General features: G+C 41.4%; 14 protein-coding genes. 9 read left to right on the forward strand and 5 right to left on the reverse strand.

Going from position 1 to position 16,299, the window contains the following annotated elements; genetic code table 11:
- The first annotated feature begins 3 nt into the window (after positions 1-3).
- The 6 genes from NFR46_RS01155 to NFR46_RS01180 all read left to right on the forward strand — a co-directional run bounded on the left by NFR46_RS01155 (position 4) and on the right by NFR46_RS01180 (position 8,164).
- Positions 4-1,392, forward strand: coding sequence for a flavocytochrome c (locus NFR46_RS01155; protein WP_251574079.1), 1,389 nt, complete (start codon positions 4-6; stop codon positions 1,390-1,392).
- A 286-nt stretch (positions 1,393-1,678) separates the two neighbouring features.
- Entirely contained in the window at positions 1,679-3,100 is a 1,422-nt protein-coding gene (locus tag NFR46_RS01160; protein ID WP_251574080.1) for an anion permease, read from the forward strand.
- A gap of 436 nt (positions 3,101-3,536) precedes the next feature.
- On the forward strand, positions 3,537-4,424 hold the full coding sequence (locus tag NFR46_RS01165; protein WP_251574082.1) for a LysR family transcriptional regulator: 888 nt from the start codon (positions 3,537-3,539) through the stop codon (positions 4,422-4,424).
- 103 nt (positions 4,425-4,527) lie between these two features.
- On the forward strand, positions 4,528-5,868 hold the full coding sequence (locus tag NFR46_RS01170) for a threonine/serine exporter family protein (protein ID WP_251574190.1): 1,341 nt from the start codon (positions 4,528-4,530) through the stop codon (positions 5,866-5,868).
- A gap of 16 nt (positions 5,869-5,884) precedes the next feature.
- Positions 5,885-6,538, forward strand: coding sequence for a uracil-DNA glycosylase (locus tag NFR46_RS01175; RefSeq protein ID WP_251574084.1), 654 nt, complete (start codon positions 5,885-5,887; stop codon positions 6,536-6,538).
- A 138-nt stretch (positions 6,539-6,676) separates the two neighbouring features.
- Positions 6,677-8,164 carry an MFS transporter gene (locus NFR46_RS01180; protein WP_251574086.1) on the forward strand — a complete coding sequence of 496 codons (1,488 nt, stop codon included), beginning with the start codon at positions 6,677-6,679 and terminating at the stop codon, positions 8,162-8,164.
- Between the two features lie 72 nt (positions 8,165-8,236).
- Here the strand turns inward: NFR46_RS01180 and NFR46_RS01185 are convergent, their stop codons facing one another.
- The 5 genes from NFR46_RS01185 to NFR46_RS01205 form a co-directional block, all read right to left on the reverse strand.
- Positions 8,237-8,884 carry a Crp/Fnr family transcriptional regulator gene (locus NFR46_RS01185; protein ID WP_251574088.1) on the reverse strand — a complete coding sequence of 216 codons (648 nt, stop codon included), beginning with the start codon at positions 8,882-8,884 and terminating at the stop codon, positions 8,237-8,239.
- An 11-nt stretch (positions 8,885-8,895) separates the two neighbouring features.
- The gene (locus NFR46_RS01190; RefSeq protein WP_251574089.1) at positions 8,896-9,444 is read right to left on the reverse strand and encodes a ferritin family protein; all 549 of its coding nucleotides are present in this window, start codon (positions 9,442-9,444) and stop codon (positions 8,896-8,898) included.
- Between the two features lies 1 nt (position 9,445).
- Positions 9,446-9,673, reverse strand: coding sequence for a heavy-metal-associated domain-containing protein (locus NFR46_RS01195; protein ID WP_251574091.1), 228 nt, complete (start codon positions 9,671-9,673; stop codon positions 9,446-9,448).
- 76 nt (positions 9,674-9,749) lie between these two features.
- Positions 9,750-11,591 carry a heavy metal translocating P-type ATPase gene (locus NFR46_RS01200; RefSeq protein WP_251574092.1) on the reverse strand — a complete coding sequence of 614 codons (1,842 nt, stop codon included), beginning with the start codon at positions 11,589-11,591 and terminating at the stop codon, positions 9,750-9,752.
- A gap of 69 nt (positions 11,592-11,660) precedes the next feature.
- Complete coding sequence (locus NFR46_RS01205) at positions 11,661-12,989, reverse strand: replication-associated recombination protein A (protein ID WP_251574094.1); 1,329 nt, start codon at positions 12,987-12,989, stop codon at positions 11,661-11,663.
- A gap of 145 nt (positions 12,990-13,134) precedes the next feature.
- Here NFR46_RS01205 and NFR46_RS01210 point away from each other — a divergent pair, with 145 nt between their 5' ends.
- From NFR46_RS01210 to NFR46_RS01220, 3 genes are all read left to right on the forward strand, one after another.
- Entirely contained in the window at positions 13,135-14,121 is a 987-nt protein-coding gene (locus tag NFR46_RS01210) for an alpha/beta hydrolase (protein ID WP_251574095.1), read from the forward strand.
- A 21-nt stretch (positions 14,122-14,142) separates the two neighbouring features.
- The gene (locus NFR46_RS01215) at positions 14,143-14,715 is read left to right on the forward strand and encodes a DJ-1 family glyoxalase III (protein WP_251574097.1); all 573 of its coding nucleotides are present in this window, start codon (positions 14,143-14,145) and stop codon (positions 14,713-14,715) included.
- Between the two features lie 103 nt (positions 14,716-14,818).
- Positions 14,819-16,129, forward strand: a complete 1,311-nt coding sequence (locus NFR46_RS01220) for an NCS2 family permease (RefSeq protein ID WP_277612833.1) — start codon at positions 14,819-14,821, stop codon at positions 16,127-16,129.
- Positions 16,130-16,299: the final 170 nt, after the last annotated feature.

The raw sequence follows: 16,299 nt of genomic DNA on the forward strand, positions 1-16,299 counted from the left end.
GTAATGGCTAAATTTCAACCGACATCTGTTGGCAAGTTAGAAAATGACTATGACGTTGTTGTTATTGGTTCCGGTGGGACCGGCCTTTCAGCCGCTATTCAAGCAAATGAATTGGGGATGAAGGTTACTGTATTGGAAAAGGAAGAAGAACTCGGTGGGAACACTAACCGGGCATCTTCCGGAATGAACGCCGCTGAAACCAATGTTCAACTTCACCACGGTGTGATCGATAACGTTGCTGACTTCTACCACGAAACCTATAAAGATGGTGGTCGGCTAAATGATAAGGATATGTTGGGATACTTTGTTTACCATACTGCCCCAGCAATCGATTGGTTAAGCGATCACGGTATCAAGTTAGATGACATTACCGTTACTGGTGGGATGTCTAAGAAGCGGACACACCGTCCAGCAAGTATGGCGCCAATTGGTGGTTTCTTGGTTAAGAGTTTGTTAGATGTTGTTGCTAAGGAAGAAATTCCTGTTTTCAATAAGACCAAGGTTATTAAGCTTCGTCAAGCTGAAGATGGTCGTGTTAACGGTGTTGAAGTTAACGCTGATGGGATCACAAAGATTATCAATGCTAAGGCTGTTATCTTAGCTACTGGTGGTTTTGGTGCATCGAAGGAATACATTAAACGCTTCCGTCCGGACTTAGAAAGCTACAAGACAACTAATCAACCAGGAGCAACCGGTGATGGTTTGAAGTTAGCAGAAAATGTTGGTGCTGAATTAATGCAAATGAACCTGGTTCAAGTTCACCCAACTGTTCAGCAAGATAACCCCCATGTTTACTTGATTGGGGAAGCTGTTCGTGGTGAAGGTGCAATCTTGGTTAACGGTGAAGGTAAGCGGTTCGTTAACGAATTGAATACACGAAAAATCGTTTCTAATGAGATTACTGCTTTGCCTGAACACAGTGCTTACTTAGTCTTTGATCAAGGAATTCGTGACCGCGCTAAGGCAATTGAATTCTATGACAAGGTAGGCTTAGTTGTTCATGGTGATACCATTGAAGATTTAGCAAAGAAGATCAATGTGGATCCAAGCAACCTTCAACAAACCGTTAATACTTGGAATAAAGCAGTTGAAGAACACAACGATACTGAATTCAACCGGACAACGGGGATGGATCGGGGAATCACTAAGCCAGGATTCTTCGCTATCCACATTGCGCCAGCTATCCACTACACAATGGGTGGAATTCACATTACACCAAAGACCCAAGTACTTGACGGAAATGGTGACATCATTAAGGGACTCTTTGCTGCCGGTGAAGTTGCAGGTGGCCTCCATGGTAACAACCGTGTTGGTGGTAACTCAATTGCCGAAACGATTGTCTTCGGTCGCCAAGCTGGTCAACAAGTTACACTTTACGCACGGAGTTTGTAAAAGCAAAGTGATCGTCGAAACCGGGAATTAACCTCCTCTAGAGCCTGGTTGGCTAACCTAGAACGATAAATGATGATGAAATCATCAGAATCGTTCGTAGCCAAATAGGCTTGCTCCGCTGCGTTAGCCTCTAAGGCTCTGGTTACGACGCGTAGCTAGCCTTTAGGATTCCCGCGATTAGACTCTATAAGTTCGGAGACTATTAGTGACAAAAAGAGGATGAGAAAAATGTTTTGTTTTTTCCCATCCTCACAAGCAATTATTACTATTTATAAGGGACGGAAAGATGAAAAAATTAGAAAGCGTAAATTATAAGGGGTTCATTTGGCCCGTTATTATTGGCCTAATCTTATGGTTCATGACCCCAATTAAGCCAGCCGCAGTTCCAGTTGCTGGTTGGCACATGTTTGCCTTATTCGTGGCAACAATCATTGCATGTATTACTCGCCCATTACCAATTGGTGGGGTATCAATTATTGCATTTGCCTTGACGGTGTTAACAAAGACCGTACCAATGGAAAAGGCAATTGTTGGATTTGGGAATGCCTCAATTTGGATGATTGCAATGGCCTTCTTCATTGCTCGGGGATTCATCAAGACTGGTCTTGGTCGGCGAATTGCCTTGAATTTTGTTAAGGCCTTTGGTAAGCGGACATTGGGATTAGCTTACTCATTGATTGGTGTTGACTTAATCTTGGCACCTGCAACCCCAAGTAACACTGCTCGTGCTGGTGGTGTTTTATACCCAATTATTGAATCACTATCACAATCATTTGGCTCGGATCCAAAAAAGGGGACTTCTCGAAAGATTGGTTCATTCTTAATCTTTGCGGAATACCATGGTGATATGATTACTGCCGCAATGTTTATGACCGCGATGGCTGCTAACCCGCTAGTTCAAACCCTTGCTAAAGGTAACGGGGTTAACATTACCTGGATTGGTTGGTTCTTAGCCGCCTTAGTTCCTGGTGTTATTTCCTTAATTGTTGTACCTTGGTTAATCTACAAGATGTACCCACCTGAAATTAAGGAAACCCCAAATGCTAAGCAATGGGCAGAAGATCAACTTTCAGAAATGAGTCCAATGACTCTTCCAGAAAAGTTAATGGCTGCTATCTTTGTAATTGCCTTGGTTCTCTGGATTGTCGGTAGCTTTATCGGAATTGATGCTACTTTAGCTGCATTTATCGCTCTTGGTCTCTTACTTCTTTGTGGTGTTTTGAGTTGGCAAGATGTCCTTCACGAAACCGGAGCATGGAATACATTAACTTGGTTCTCTGTTCTTGTTATGATGGCTGGCCAATTAACCGCATTAGGATTTATTCCTTGGTTAAGTAAGACTGTTGGTAGTTCTCTTCATGGCTTGAACTGGGTAATTGTATTAATCGTTTTGATTATTGCATACTTCTACTCACACTACCTTTTTGCAAGTTCAACTGCCCACGTTACAGCAATGTACAGTGCATTCTTGGCAGTGGCAATTTCTGCAAACGTACCGCCAATGTTAGCTGCATTGATGCTTGGGTTCTTTGGTAACTTAATGGCATCAACTACCCACTATGCTTCTGGTCCTGCACCAGTCCTCTTCGGTTCGGGCTACGTTCCTCAATCCAAGTGGTGGTCCCTCAACTTTGTCCTTGGGATCTTCTATCTTGTTGTTTGGATCGGTATCGGAAGCCTTTGGATGAAAGTACTAGGAATGTGGTAAGAAAGAGAATGCGAGCCGTGACGGATTAGCAATCGAGCACTAAGAAATCCCGGACGATGATTGTTACGCAATCAAGTCCGGGATATTTAGGCGGAGATTACGGTCATGGCGAGCACGTTTCGGCTAGGTTGCCTAGAACGGTTAGGCTTAGGGAGAAGCGCAGTAGCTGAGTGGGTTATGTCATCAACAAGTTGATAGCCAGAAGCCTACTCATCCTTACGTGGGCTCACAGACGAAATTGATGAATCAATTTCTGGTTCGCTCCAACATTTCGGCTATACTAGAACATCTTTATTACATATTAGATAAAAAGACTGACGAAAATTTTCGTCAGTCTTTTTTGTCATTAATCCATTCCTCAATGATTCTGTGCTTGCCGTCTTCTTCTATTATGGCGTAAGATATGATTATGGATTGAGAAAAGGAAGGAACAAAGATGAATACCCGCGATTTACAGTATTTTGTTGCACTAGTTAAATATAAAAATTATACACGGGTTGCTAAAGAATTTAAGGTGTCCCAACCAAGCATTACTCAAGCAATTCAACGGTTAGAAAAAGAATTTAATACCCAATTAATTCGTAAGAATCGTTTCCATCGAGACGAAATGATTACGCGTAGTGGCTTACTTCTCTATGAAAATGCCGTCTTGATTAATGACAAAATTGCTTTAACCCGGAAAGAGATCGACCGGGCGAACCAAAAACAAATCCGTTTTGGTTTACCACCAATTATTGGGAAAATGTATATTTCGAAAATCGTTGAAGAATTTTCTGGTGATCTACTTCCACGACTTCGGATTACGTCAGTTGGATCTCACGATCTCCTTAGCCAATTGCGGAAGGGAAAAATTGATATTGCCATTCTTGGTTCAACGACTCCAATTAATGAGGATGATGTTTTTGCAGAATTACTAACAACTCGGCCGTTTGGAGTAATCGTTAGTGATCAGAATCCACTTGCAAAAAAGGATGCTGTTCATTTTAATGAATTAGCTGACCAACAATTTATTAATTATGATCAGCAGTACGTTCATCAATCAGCCTTTCAGGCATATTGTACCTATGCTCAAATTAAGCCCCAAATCGTTGTTTACCGCCTGCCAAACGTTTCTTGGATTAAGGAACTGGTTCGGCAGGATAAGGGAATCAGTCTAATGGTTAAGGATGCTGCGACAAATGAACCGGGAATCAGAGCGTTAGATATCTTAGATCCAATTCCAGAAAAATTTTATATTTCTATTGTAATTCGGGAAGGCTACGTCCTAAGCGATGCTGAAAAAGATTTTATTAAAAGGATGAAGCAAATTCACCTTGATAGTTAGAGTTGACAAGGTCGGTATAATGATTTATATGAACTTAATCAAATGAAATTGATGGAGGAAAGCAGTCGTGAAAAAAAGTGACCCAGAAGATACTGAAGGGATAATGGGCTTTGAACCCGCGGAACATATTTCAACACACCATCATATGGCAATCCCATGGCAGGATTTCTTTACTAACGATAACTTTACGCCAGCGGGCGAGGCCAACTTGGTGGAGCGAGCAGCAATTGTTGGTCGGATTGGGTTAATGATGTTGTCATACGGAACAGGAGCTTGGCGAGTACGAGATTCAATGAATATTGTTGCCCGAGAATTAAAAATGACCTGTTCAGCAGATATTGGTCTAGTTTCTCTTGAATATACCTGTATGGATGCGCATCATAGTTATACTCAAGCTTTATCCTTGCCAAGTACGGGAATTAATACCAGTAAACTATCACAAATGGAACGGTTTATTGATGAATTTCGGGAACGTGGTAGTGAATTAACTATTGGTGAAATTCATAATCGTCTTGAAACAATTGCCCATAGTCGCGGAAACTATACACCGATTCAAGTAGGGTTGGCGGCTGCACTAGCATGCAGTTGCTTCGTTTTCTTGCTCGGTGGTGGTCCTGTTGAAATGGCATGTTGCTTTTTTGGTGCAGGACTCGGAAACTATGTTCGGCGAAAGTTAATCGATCGGCACATTACCTTATTGGCTTGTGTATCCGTTGGGGTGGCGGTTGCCTGTCTTTTTTATCTTTTTGCCTTTATTGGGATGCAATGGCTATTTAATGTTAGTCCGCGTCACGAAACCGGATATATTGGTGCGATGCTTTTTATTATTCCTGGGTTTCCGTTCATTACAAGTGGACTAGACATTTCAAAACTGGATATGCGGTCGGGCCTTGAACGTTTGGCTTACGCAGTTACAATCATTGTGGTTGCGACATTAGTGGGCTGGATAGTTGCCATGGCTGTGAAATTACGCCCAGGCACATTAACTGCTCTTCCGTTGTCACCGTTGATGATAATGCTATTACGCATTATGACGAGCTTCGGTGGGGTCTTTGGCTTCTCGATTATGTTTAATAGTACGCCGAAGATGGCAACAGTTGCTGGTTTAATTGGGGCAGTTGCAAATACAACTCGTCTTGAATTGGTTGATTATAGTCATATTCCTGCTGGAGTTTGCGCATTTATTGGTGCCTTAATTGCTGGATTGCTTGCCTTTGTTGTTAAGCGAAAGATCCACTATCCACAAATTTCCATTACCGTCCCATCGATCGTGATTATGGTTCCCGGATTATACATGTATCAAGCAATGTATAATATGGGGTTAACATCAATCAGTGTTGGGGCATTGTGGATTACTAAAGCCCTCCTAATTGTGGTATTTTTGCCGATGGGCTTAATTGCTGCTCGAATTTTGACTGATCCAAAGTGGCGCCATAATGGTTAAATACGGGAGTGATTAGATGATCATTCAATATCCACAAGAACTTTTAGATGAAGTTCATCAACGGGTTGCTGGACGCAACTTAGCTGGTTTTACGCCAGGTCAGGGAAAACTAAAGCCAGATTTAATGTTAGTTGGTGAAGCTCCTGGTCGTCATGAAGAGGTTCATAATATTCCTTTTTCAGGGGCGTCTGGAAAAGAGCTGATGAAAATGTTAGCGACAGTTGGCTACGATAGGGAAAGTGTTTATATCACTAGTGTTGTCCGTCAACGTCCTTATTCAATTAAAAAGGTCACTGATAAGAAGACTGGTGCTCAAGTAGTGAAAAAGCCCAATCGGACCCCAACTAAAAAGGAGGTTCTAGCATTTGCCAACCTCTTTGATTGGGAACTTGAGCAGGTCCAACCTAAAATAATTGTACCCCTTGGTAACACTGCGTTACAGCGGTTACTTGGCTCACAAGCCAATATTGGGCAACTTCATGGCCAGCTTTTAAAACAACCGATTCAACATGCGAAGAAGGACGGGAGTGGTTATGAATTAGCAACAACTAATTCGCTTCTTGTTCCGATGTATCATCCCGCAGCTGTCTTATATAGCCGAAAATTAGAACCAACAGTTCGTGAAGACTGGCAACGATTAGGAAAGATTGTCAAAAAGTTAAATAGCTGATGATTGGGTTTTACAAATGTACGATCCCTTTGTATAATACATGGTTGGCTATTGTGTAGAAGTTAAATCATTAAAAAGAAAGCGGGTGAAGCGTAAACTTCTGACCCGCTATTCTTTGTTTAAGGGGGAGATGGAAATTTGAAATTAGAACAACGACGAACAATTGTTACGGGGGCATTGCTACTCTCAAATATTATGGCAGGGATGGACGGGACGATTGTTAATACAGCATTACCAGCAATTACAAGTGACCTTCATGCACTTCAATATATGGGCTGGATAGTTGCGATCTTCCTGTTCGGGATGGCAGTTGCAACCCCACTATGGAGTAAGTTTGGGGAACACAAGGGGAATAAGGTCGCTTATATTAGTGCAACCTCTCTCTTTGCGGTTGGTGCGATCTTTCAGGGACTCGCGCCAAACATTACCTGGTTTATTATTGCCCGGGCAATAATGGGAATTGGTGCTGGAGGAATGAACACAATTCCCTTTATTGTGTTTGCGGAAATCTATACTAATTTAAAAAAACGGGCGACTGTGCTTGGCTTATCAAGTGCCTGTTTTGGAACTGCTTCGATTATTGGCCCACTCCTTGGTGGGTGGATCGTTGATGCCCTTAGCTGGCACTGGGTATTTTATGTTAATGTCCCGATCGCACTTGTGGCAATTACAATCATTGCAATCTTCTATCAAAATGTTAATAAGCAAGCAGCCGGTAAGCCAATTGACTACTTGGGAGCAACACTCTTAGTTAGCAGCTTAATGTTGATCCTGATTGCTGTTCAATTAATCGGGGTAGCATCACTTCCAATTATTATTGGGCTGGTTATTATCGGGTTAGCATTGTTATGGTGGATGGTAAAGGTCGACCAACAAGCAGCCGATCCTATTGTCCCTAACCGGCTTTTTACGAACCATGAACTAGTAATTGATTTTATGTTATTCATTATTATCTGGGGTTCATTTATTGCTTTTGTTATTTATATTCCAATGTGGGCTCAGGGACTTTTAGGTCTGTCTGCCTTGCTTGGTGGGATGACCCAAATTCCGGGAGCTGTTACTGATTTCCTTGGTTCAGAACTTGTCCCGTTTATTCAGGATCGGTGGTCGAAATATGAGATTGTTGGTTTAGGGGCCTTTACAATTTTCATTTCCTTCTTAGGATTGTTACTTGGTGGTCAATTTACCCCATTTTGGTTAATTATGATCCTCGGTGCTTTTGAAGGATTTGGGGTTGGTTTAGTCTTTAATATTTTACAGATCAATGTTCAAACCGATGCTGAACTTCGTGATGTTCCAATCGCTACTTCAATGGGTTACCTGATGCGGATCCTTAGTCAAACCTTCATGTCTGCGATCTATGGGGTAATTCTTAATCATGCCCTGTTACAGGGGATTCATCACCATCCTGGAATTACGATGGGGATGCTGAATAAACTTTCAAACGCCAAGACGGCTAGTAGTTTGCCAACTTCACTCTTACCAGAGATGCGCCATATCCTCTATAGTGGTTACCGGAATATTGTTATTACGGCCCTGGTCCTCATTATTATTTCACTCGTAATGGTAGTTGTGATGTGGATTAGGAGCAAGAAGCAGGAGCAACTAAAATTAATAAAGAATTGAGTAGATAACCTGCTCAGCACCTAAAATAACCGCCAGTGTTTAGCTTTGCTAGATACTGGCGGTTATAATTGGTTAGTTAGCTTTTTGATTAGTAAGTGTTATTTGATGATGGTTACGAATGATTTTTCCGTTGGATCGAAGCTGACTGAATTGGCGAGAAAGGGTCTCCGGAGTTGTTCCTAAGTAAGAAGAAAGATCCTTCATTTTCATTGGAAGCCGAATTGTTGAACTTCCTTGGATGACTGTAAGGTGATTCAAGTAGGTTAGTAATCGTTCACCAATAGTAGGGAGAGCCATAAGTTGAACTTGGTAGCGGAGACTGATAACCCGACCAGCTTGCTCTTCCAATAGTTTAAAACTAATATCGGTCTGTTCTTGCAGCAGGTGGAGAAAATCATTCCGATGTAAAATACAAATTTCACTTTTAGTATCAGCTTCAACGTAACTATTAGTGTTTTTCATTCCTAATAACCAGGTTTCACCAACATACTCACCAGTGGTAATAATTCTTTGAAGCTGTTCTTCACCTGCTGGATTAAGCTGGTAGAGCCGGAGCCGGCCCTGTTTTACAATTACTAAGCGTTTACTTTCACTGGGCTGGATGACTATCGTACCCTTAGTAACATTTTGGTGGTGAACTAGGTGTTCAATTTGCCGTTGCTTAGTGAGCTCTAAATGATTAAATAGTGGAACAAGTTGCACACACAATTCTTCAGCCATTTTTATTCTCCTTAGAAATCATCATCGTCTTCGTCTTCAGTATACAATCCTTCTCTAATTTCGTGATCTAAGACGTTTTGTGTTAAAGCAATTTGTGATTTTATCCAGGTAAGAAGCTTTATTAATTCACTTTTTAGTTCAGGCCATTGTTCCTTATCAGCCAGCGGGATCGCTTTATTAATAAACAGAAGTTGAGTATCAAAATCTTGGACTAGACGAAAAAGTTGTTCATTACCGGTGAGATACTTATCAGCGCCATTTTCTTCTAACATTGAAAATTCTTTAAACTGGTCAGTAGTTGTGGGGATTGCTTCACCATTATTAACTAATAATTGATTGAGACGATTAAATTCTGTTTGCTCGTGCTTAAGCCAATTATCAGCATAACTAGCTAGGAAGATAGCTGCAATACCATGAGCAAAAAACTTTGCTTGAGAAATTTTCAATGAGTGGATTAAGAGATTAGCGATAATATGTCCGGTCATTGCACCCGCAGTGGGGGTATGGTGGTCAATCTCACTTTGCTTTAATTCTTGTTGGTATCGTTCTTCACTTGTCATTTTAAAGCTCCTTAGTTTTAATTTGTTGGACCTCATAGCCCATCTTTTCAATTCCAGATTGGATTTCATCGGTAGTAGATTGAGTAGGGTCTAAATCGAATTTAACTTTACCAGCATTAAATAGGACCTTAATATTATTGGTTCCCGCTGCACTCGCAACACTTTTTTGAATCTTTGTTAGGCAAGACGGACAAGTTAACCCGTCAAGTTTCATCATTACCTTTTCCATTATTAACACTTCCTTTTTCATCATTGTAATTGAGAATGGGAAACTAAAAATTGATCATTATCAATTTTTAGTCTAATTATCGCATTAAACGCATACTGTTTAGGATAACGACTAAAATACTAAGCTCATGGATTAACATTCCCGAAGCCATTTCGATATAGCCAACGAATAAGCCGATGAATAAAAGAACAACGGTAACCAACGCAATGAGAATATTTTCGTTCATGTTGTTAATCGTCCTTTTCGCTAGTTTCAGACCGTTCACAAGGCTAGTTAAATTAGAAGTGACTAGTACTAGGTCGGCAACGTCCATTGCAACATCGGTTCCAGAACCCATTGCGACCGCAACATTAGCCTGTGCAAGTGCAGGACTATCATTAATTCCGTCACCGACAAATGCTACCTGATGGCCCTGCTTTTGCATTTTTTTAACAAAAACTGCCTTATCCTGGGGAAGCATTTGTGCCTTAACTTTACTCAGGGGTAAAGTACATGCGATCTGGTTAGCCGTTTCTTGATTGTCTCCTGTCAGCATGATTAAATGCTGTACTCCAAGCATCTTTAACTGGTGTAATGCATTAGCACTATCTGAACGTAATTGATCTTTAATCCCAAATACGGCAAGTTCAGTTTGGGTATCGTTGACGATAATAACAATTGAATTGCCTTCATTACTTAACTGCTTGACGGTTCCTTTGAGAGAATTGTTATTGCCGACAAGGTCATTTACTAGTGTCAGGTTTCCGAGAAGGTATTTGTGACCGTCAATCATGGCTTGAAGACCGTGTCCTTTAATTGCTTGAACATGAGAAACGGCGGCCTTTTCTGTAATAGGTAACTGCTTAATTGCCTTGGCTAATGGGTGATCTGACTGTTGCTCAATTGCAACTAACTTGTTGATAATACTTTGCCGGCTTCCCTTAAGAATTTTAATGGTAGCAACTTGAGGTTGGCCCTCCGTTAGCGTCCCGGTTTTATCAAAGATCATTGTATCGACTTTCTGCAACTGGTCCATTACGTTTGAGCCTTTAAATAAGATTCCGTGCTTAGCGCCATTACCAATTCCAGCGACGGTCGAAGCGGGAACACCAATTACTAATGCACCAGGGCAACCTAGGACCATTACGGTAATTGCTAAGCGAACATCCCATGTTAACATGCCAACAATAATTGAAGCTAAAAGGACAAACGGGGTGTAATACTGAGAAAAGCGATCGATGAATCGCTGTGTGGTTGTTTGTGAATCCTGAGCCTCTTCAACTAGTTCAATAATTTTACCAAAAGTGGTGTCTTCGCCAGCAGCAGTAGTCCTAACGATAATTGTCCCGTTTTCAACAATTGTTCCTGCAAAGATCGTCATTCCTATCTGCTTATTAACGAGTTTTGCTTCACCAGTAACACTTGCCTCGTTTAGCAATGCCGACCCAGTTAATATTTGGCCATCTACTGGAACCTTTGCCCCAGTCTTAACGAGGACGTGGGTACCAGGCTCGATAAAATCAATGTCTTCTTCTTCCGTGTCACCGTCTTCATTAATTACAATGGCCGTTTGAGGGGCGAGTTTGGTTAACTGTTGAACTGCTGAACGGGTCTTTTGGAGGGTAACATTCTCCAATACCTCGCCAAGCATAAATAACCAGGTGACAATTGCTGCTTCGTTAAATTCACCAATGATGAATGCACCGATAACCGCGATTGACACTAGAACATCAATCGAAACTAATTTAACTTGGAGCGATGAAACCGCGGTTAAGAAGATCGGTACTAACCCGATGACGCCTACTATTGCCATAATAACTTGATATGGCAGGCTCATGATAATAATAAAATGAAAGAATTCTGCTAAAATTAATAGTCCCGTAGTTACAATTACGATTTCTTTACGGTAGTCCGTAAAAAAACGTTGAATTTTAACCATAATAAAGTCCCTCCTTACCTTGCTAGTATAGGTGAAGAGGGAGTTGATTAAATTGACGATTATCAACTTTTACTTCTGATCATGTTGGCGATGCCAGTCTTTGATTTGTGTCAACCGGGCTTTAAAACGTCCTTCGCGTCCCTGAGTTGTTGGCTTATAAAAATGCTGGTCAGCTAGTTCTGGAGGTATCGTTTTCATCGAGGTTAACTTATCCTTAGTGTCGTGGGCATATTGGTAGTGATCTCCATAGTGCAGTTCTTTCATTAGTTTGGTTGGTGCGTTGCGAATTTGAAGGGGAACCGGTAAGTTACCAGTTTCCTTGATTTTCTTCTTAGCTGCCATTCGTGCTTCGTAAGCCGCATTCGATTTTGGGGCCAGTGAAAGATAAATTACGCATTCTGTTAAGTGAACGTCACATTCAGGAAGGCCGAGAAACTGGCAAGCTTGAAAAGTATTAATAGCAACATTTAAAGCATTCGTATCCGCTAGGCCAATATCCTCACTGGCAAAACGGACGAGCCGTCGTGCGATATAAAGGGGATCTTCACCACCGTCAATCATTCGTGAACACCAGTAAATAGCTGCATCAACATCGCTATTTCGCATTGCTTTATGGAGGGCAGAAATAACATTATAGTGTTCTTCGCCGTGTTGATCATAACGCAACGACTTGGTATTGATCAGCTGCTTAAGACTGTTGGTAGTAAGGTGCACCTGTTGATTACGATGGTTAGCATTAAGAACCGCCATTTCAAGGGTATTTAGTGCTACCCGGGCGTCCCCGTTTGCAAATTCTGCAATCATTTTTAGGGCTTCATCATCATAGCTAATGTTAAGGTTGGGAAAGCCATCTGGATGTTTGATGGCTTGTTTGAGAATATTAATGATATCGTTGACGGTTAGTGACTTAAGAACAAACACTTTACAGCGACTCAATAAAGCTGAGTTGATTTCAAAAGAAGGATTTTCGGTTGTTGCACCGATTAAAATAATACTTCCTCGTTCGACGAAAGGAAGAAAGGCATCCTGTTGAGCCTTGTTGAACCGGTGAATTTCATCAATGAAGCAAATCGTTCGTTCGCCAAATTCACGATTTTTCTCTGCCTCTTCCATGATTTTACGAATATCGCGAATACTACTTGTTACGGCACTAAACGTGATAAAATGCGACTTAGTTTGGTGGGCAATAATTTCTGCAAGGGTTGTCTTACCTACACCGGGTGGTCCCCAAAAGATTAGTGAAGAGACCTGATCATTTTCGATAAGGTCACGTAAGACTTTACCGTCACCAATTAATTGTTGTTGTCCCATAAATTCTTTAAGGGTTGTTGGACGAACTCGGTTTGCTAGGGGCGTGTTGTTATTATTTGGTTGTGAAAATAGCGATTCTTGGTGCATGTCATTACTTCCTTTTAGTTAATTTTAGGACAAAACTTTCTAAATTTGAATGGAGTTGGTAACTGAAATCGTGTTACGATAAAAGCAATTATTTGCATCAAGGTCGGAGAAATCCGACTAGATTAAAAAAGGAGCCTAGGAGCTCATGAAGAAATTACCCAAATTTGAACCTCAGGTCGCTTCGGAGCTTGCTAATAATTTTGGTCAAAGCGTTCGTGATTTAGTATGTTGTGGGCATCACCGGTCACAGCGAGCAACGTTTGTTGAACTACAGATCCAAGTAAGTGGCTTTAAGCGGCGAATGGCCGATAAGAAAAAATTTCAGCAAATGCTAGCTGATGCACGTCAGGAAAGTGAAGAGGATTTTGTAATACCCGCAGTACCGTTTACTGTTAGTTTACGAAAATTGCCGAAAGCGCCGGTAAGAACCTATGTCTTAAATGAACAAGCTGAACCGCAGAAGGCAATTATTTATTTGCCAGGTGGAGCATATATTGAGCCACCTGTAAAAGAACAATGGGCCTTTGCTAACCGACTGGCACAAGAAACAGGAGCTCGGGTCTACATTGTTCTTTATTCCCAGCTTCCGGATCATACGTTTGAAACGGCATATCAAGAACTTACACAGTTATACCAACAAATTTATGATCGAGTTCCAGTGAGTGATATTACGATTTTAGGTGATTCTGCTGGCGGTGGTTTAGCTACGGGCTTTTGTGAGTATTGCGCGGGAAATGATTTGCCACAACCAGGACGTTTAGTATTATTATCTCCCTGGTTAGATTTAGATTTGACCAACCCGACGATCGCTAAGTACGAGCCACATGATGTGACCTTATCCGTTAAGGGGCTACGCCGGGTAGCTGATTTGTGGGCTGGTAAAACAGAGCATGATGATTACCGGTTAAGCCCACTTAATGGAGATATAAGTCAACTTCGTGATGTCTTTGTTTGTGTCGGCACCCGTGAAATCATGTATCCAGATAGCGCTCGCTTTGTACAAAAACTTCGTGAAGCACAGATTCCCGTAAAGTTCGTTGCTGGTCGTGATTTGCCCCATATCTTTCCGGTATACAAGATGCCAGAATCAGATCAAGTGATGGCAGAGATTAAAAAGGTAGTTAATAATTAAATGGTAAAGGAGAGATCAATAATGACAAAAGTTGCAGTTGTATTTGCACCAGGTTGTGAAGAAGTTGAAGGATTAACGGTAATCGACGTTTTACGGCGTCTTGGAATTGAAACCAAGATGGTTGGCTTAGAAAGCAAGGAAGTCATGGGGGCCCATAACATTAAATTAACCTGTGACGAAGTTCTGGGTGATCAACTTTTAGATTATGATTTGGTTGCTTTCCCAGGTGGAATGGGTGGTTCTCAACACCTTCGGGATAACGAAAAGTTGCAACAGTTAATGGTTCAGCGAAATAAGGAAGGTAAATGGGATGCAGCAATGTGTGCCGCACCAATTGCTCTTGCTCATTATGGCTTGCTTGATAACCATGATTACACTTGTTTCCCTGGCATCAATGAACAGATTCAAGAAGAAGTTCCAACCGCACGTTTCCATGAAGATATTACTGTAGTTGATAAGGATGCTAAGATCTTAACTAGTCGTGGGCCGGCCACTGCACTTGCGTATGCCTTTAAGATTGCAGAAGTTTTGGGCACTGATACCAAGCAGATTAAAAAAGACATGCTTTACGATTACCTTGCGCAAAACATTTAAATTTAGGTTCATATTTATACAAAATCCTCTTTACAGATGAATACGAATATTATAAGATACTATTTGTTGTTTTATTCGTAATTACTGTTTGGAGGATTTTTTCTTGAACGCAATTAACAAGTATTTTCATCTAGATGAATTAAATACGAACATTCGCACGGAAATCTTAGCTGGATTTACTACTTTTATTTCAATGTCGTATATCCTCTTTGTTAACCCCAATGTTCTTGGGGCAGCGGGGATGAACCAGGGAGCTATCTTTACGGCGACTGCGCTTTCGGCAGCATTTGGGACATTAATGATGGGACTTTATGCTAAGTACCCGATTGCAACTGCTCCAGCTTTAGGGATTAATGCATTTTTCTCCTATTCAGTTGTTATTGGAATGGGAGTTAATTGGCAGACTGCCTTAGCAGCAGTTTTTGTTGCTTCGTTGATTTTTATCCTTATCACGATTTTTAAACTGCGTGAAATGATTATTGATGCAATCCCGAGTGATTTAAAGTTTGCTATTTCTAGTGGGATTGGATTGTTTATTGCCTTTTTAGGACTTCATCAAGGTGGCTTAGTGGTTGCTAATAAGTCTACTGTTGTCGGTCTTGGTTCCTTTACTACGCCAACTACTTGGCTGACCGTGATTGGTTTGATTGTTACCTCGATCCTCCTAGTTAAACGGATCCCAGGAGCAATTTTTATTGGGATGGCAGTCACTGCAATTGCAGGGTTAGTTACTGGCCTTATTCCAATGCCACACCATATTATTTCTGGTGCACCAAGCTTAAAGCCAACATTTGGTGTAGGTGTTGAATACTTTTTACACATTAATACCGTTCAGCTATGGGTCGTTGTCTTGACATTCTTACTGGTAACTTTCTTTGATACTGCCGGAACACTGGTTGGGTTAGCACAACAGGCAGGTTTTATGAAGGATAATAAAATGCCCCGCGTTGGAAAAGCACTAATGTCTGATTCTAGCGCAATGTTAGTTGGTTCGATCCTAGGAACTTCACCGGTCGGAGCTTATGTTGAATCATCAGCGGGGATTGCAGTTGGTGGTCGTTCAGGATTAACTTCTGTGGTAACAGCAATTTGCTTTATTCTAGGGATGTTCTTCTCCCCATTACTCCCGGTAGTTACTAACCAAGTAACTGCACCAGCTTTGATTATTGTTGGTGTTTTAATGGCTCAGTCAATGAAAAAAGTACACTGGGAAAAGCTTGAAATAGCAATCCCATCATTCTTAATTGTCATTGGGATGCCCTTAACCTACAGTATTTCTGACGGGATGGCACTTGGTTTAATCATGTATCCATTAACCATGATTGCTGCCAAACGCGGCAAGGAAGTCCATCCAATCATGTACGCTCTCTTCTTCATCTTTATCGTCTTCATTGCAATATTGAATGTAAAGTAGAAGAGTGCGAGTCCCGACGAACTAGCACGCGGATGACTAACCTAGCCTGATGAACGATAGCTTGCATCGGAATCAGGCGTAGTTAGGCTCTAGAGTGCGGTCGGGGCGAGCAGATCTCGACTCAGTGGTCTAGAACACTTACTCCCAAAGATAGTTAGCCGAATATCGTT

This window comes from Limosilactobacillus agrestimuris, assembly GCF_943193105.1.
Classification (GTDB): Bacteria; Bacillota; Bacilli; order Lactobacillales; family Lactobacillaceae; genus Limosilactobacillus; species Limosilactobacillus agrestimuris.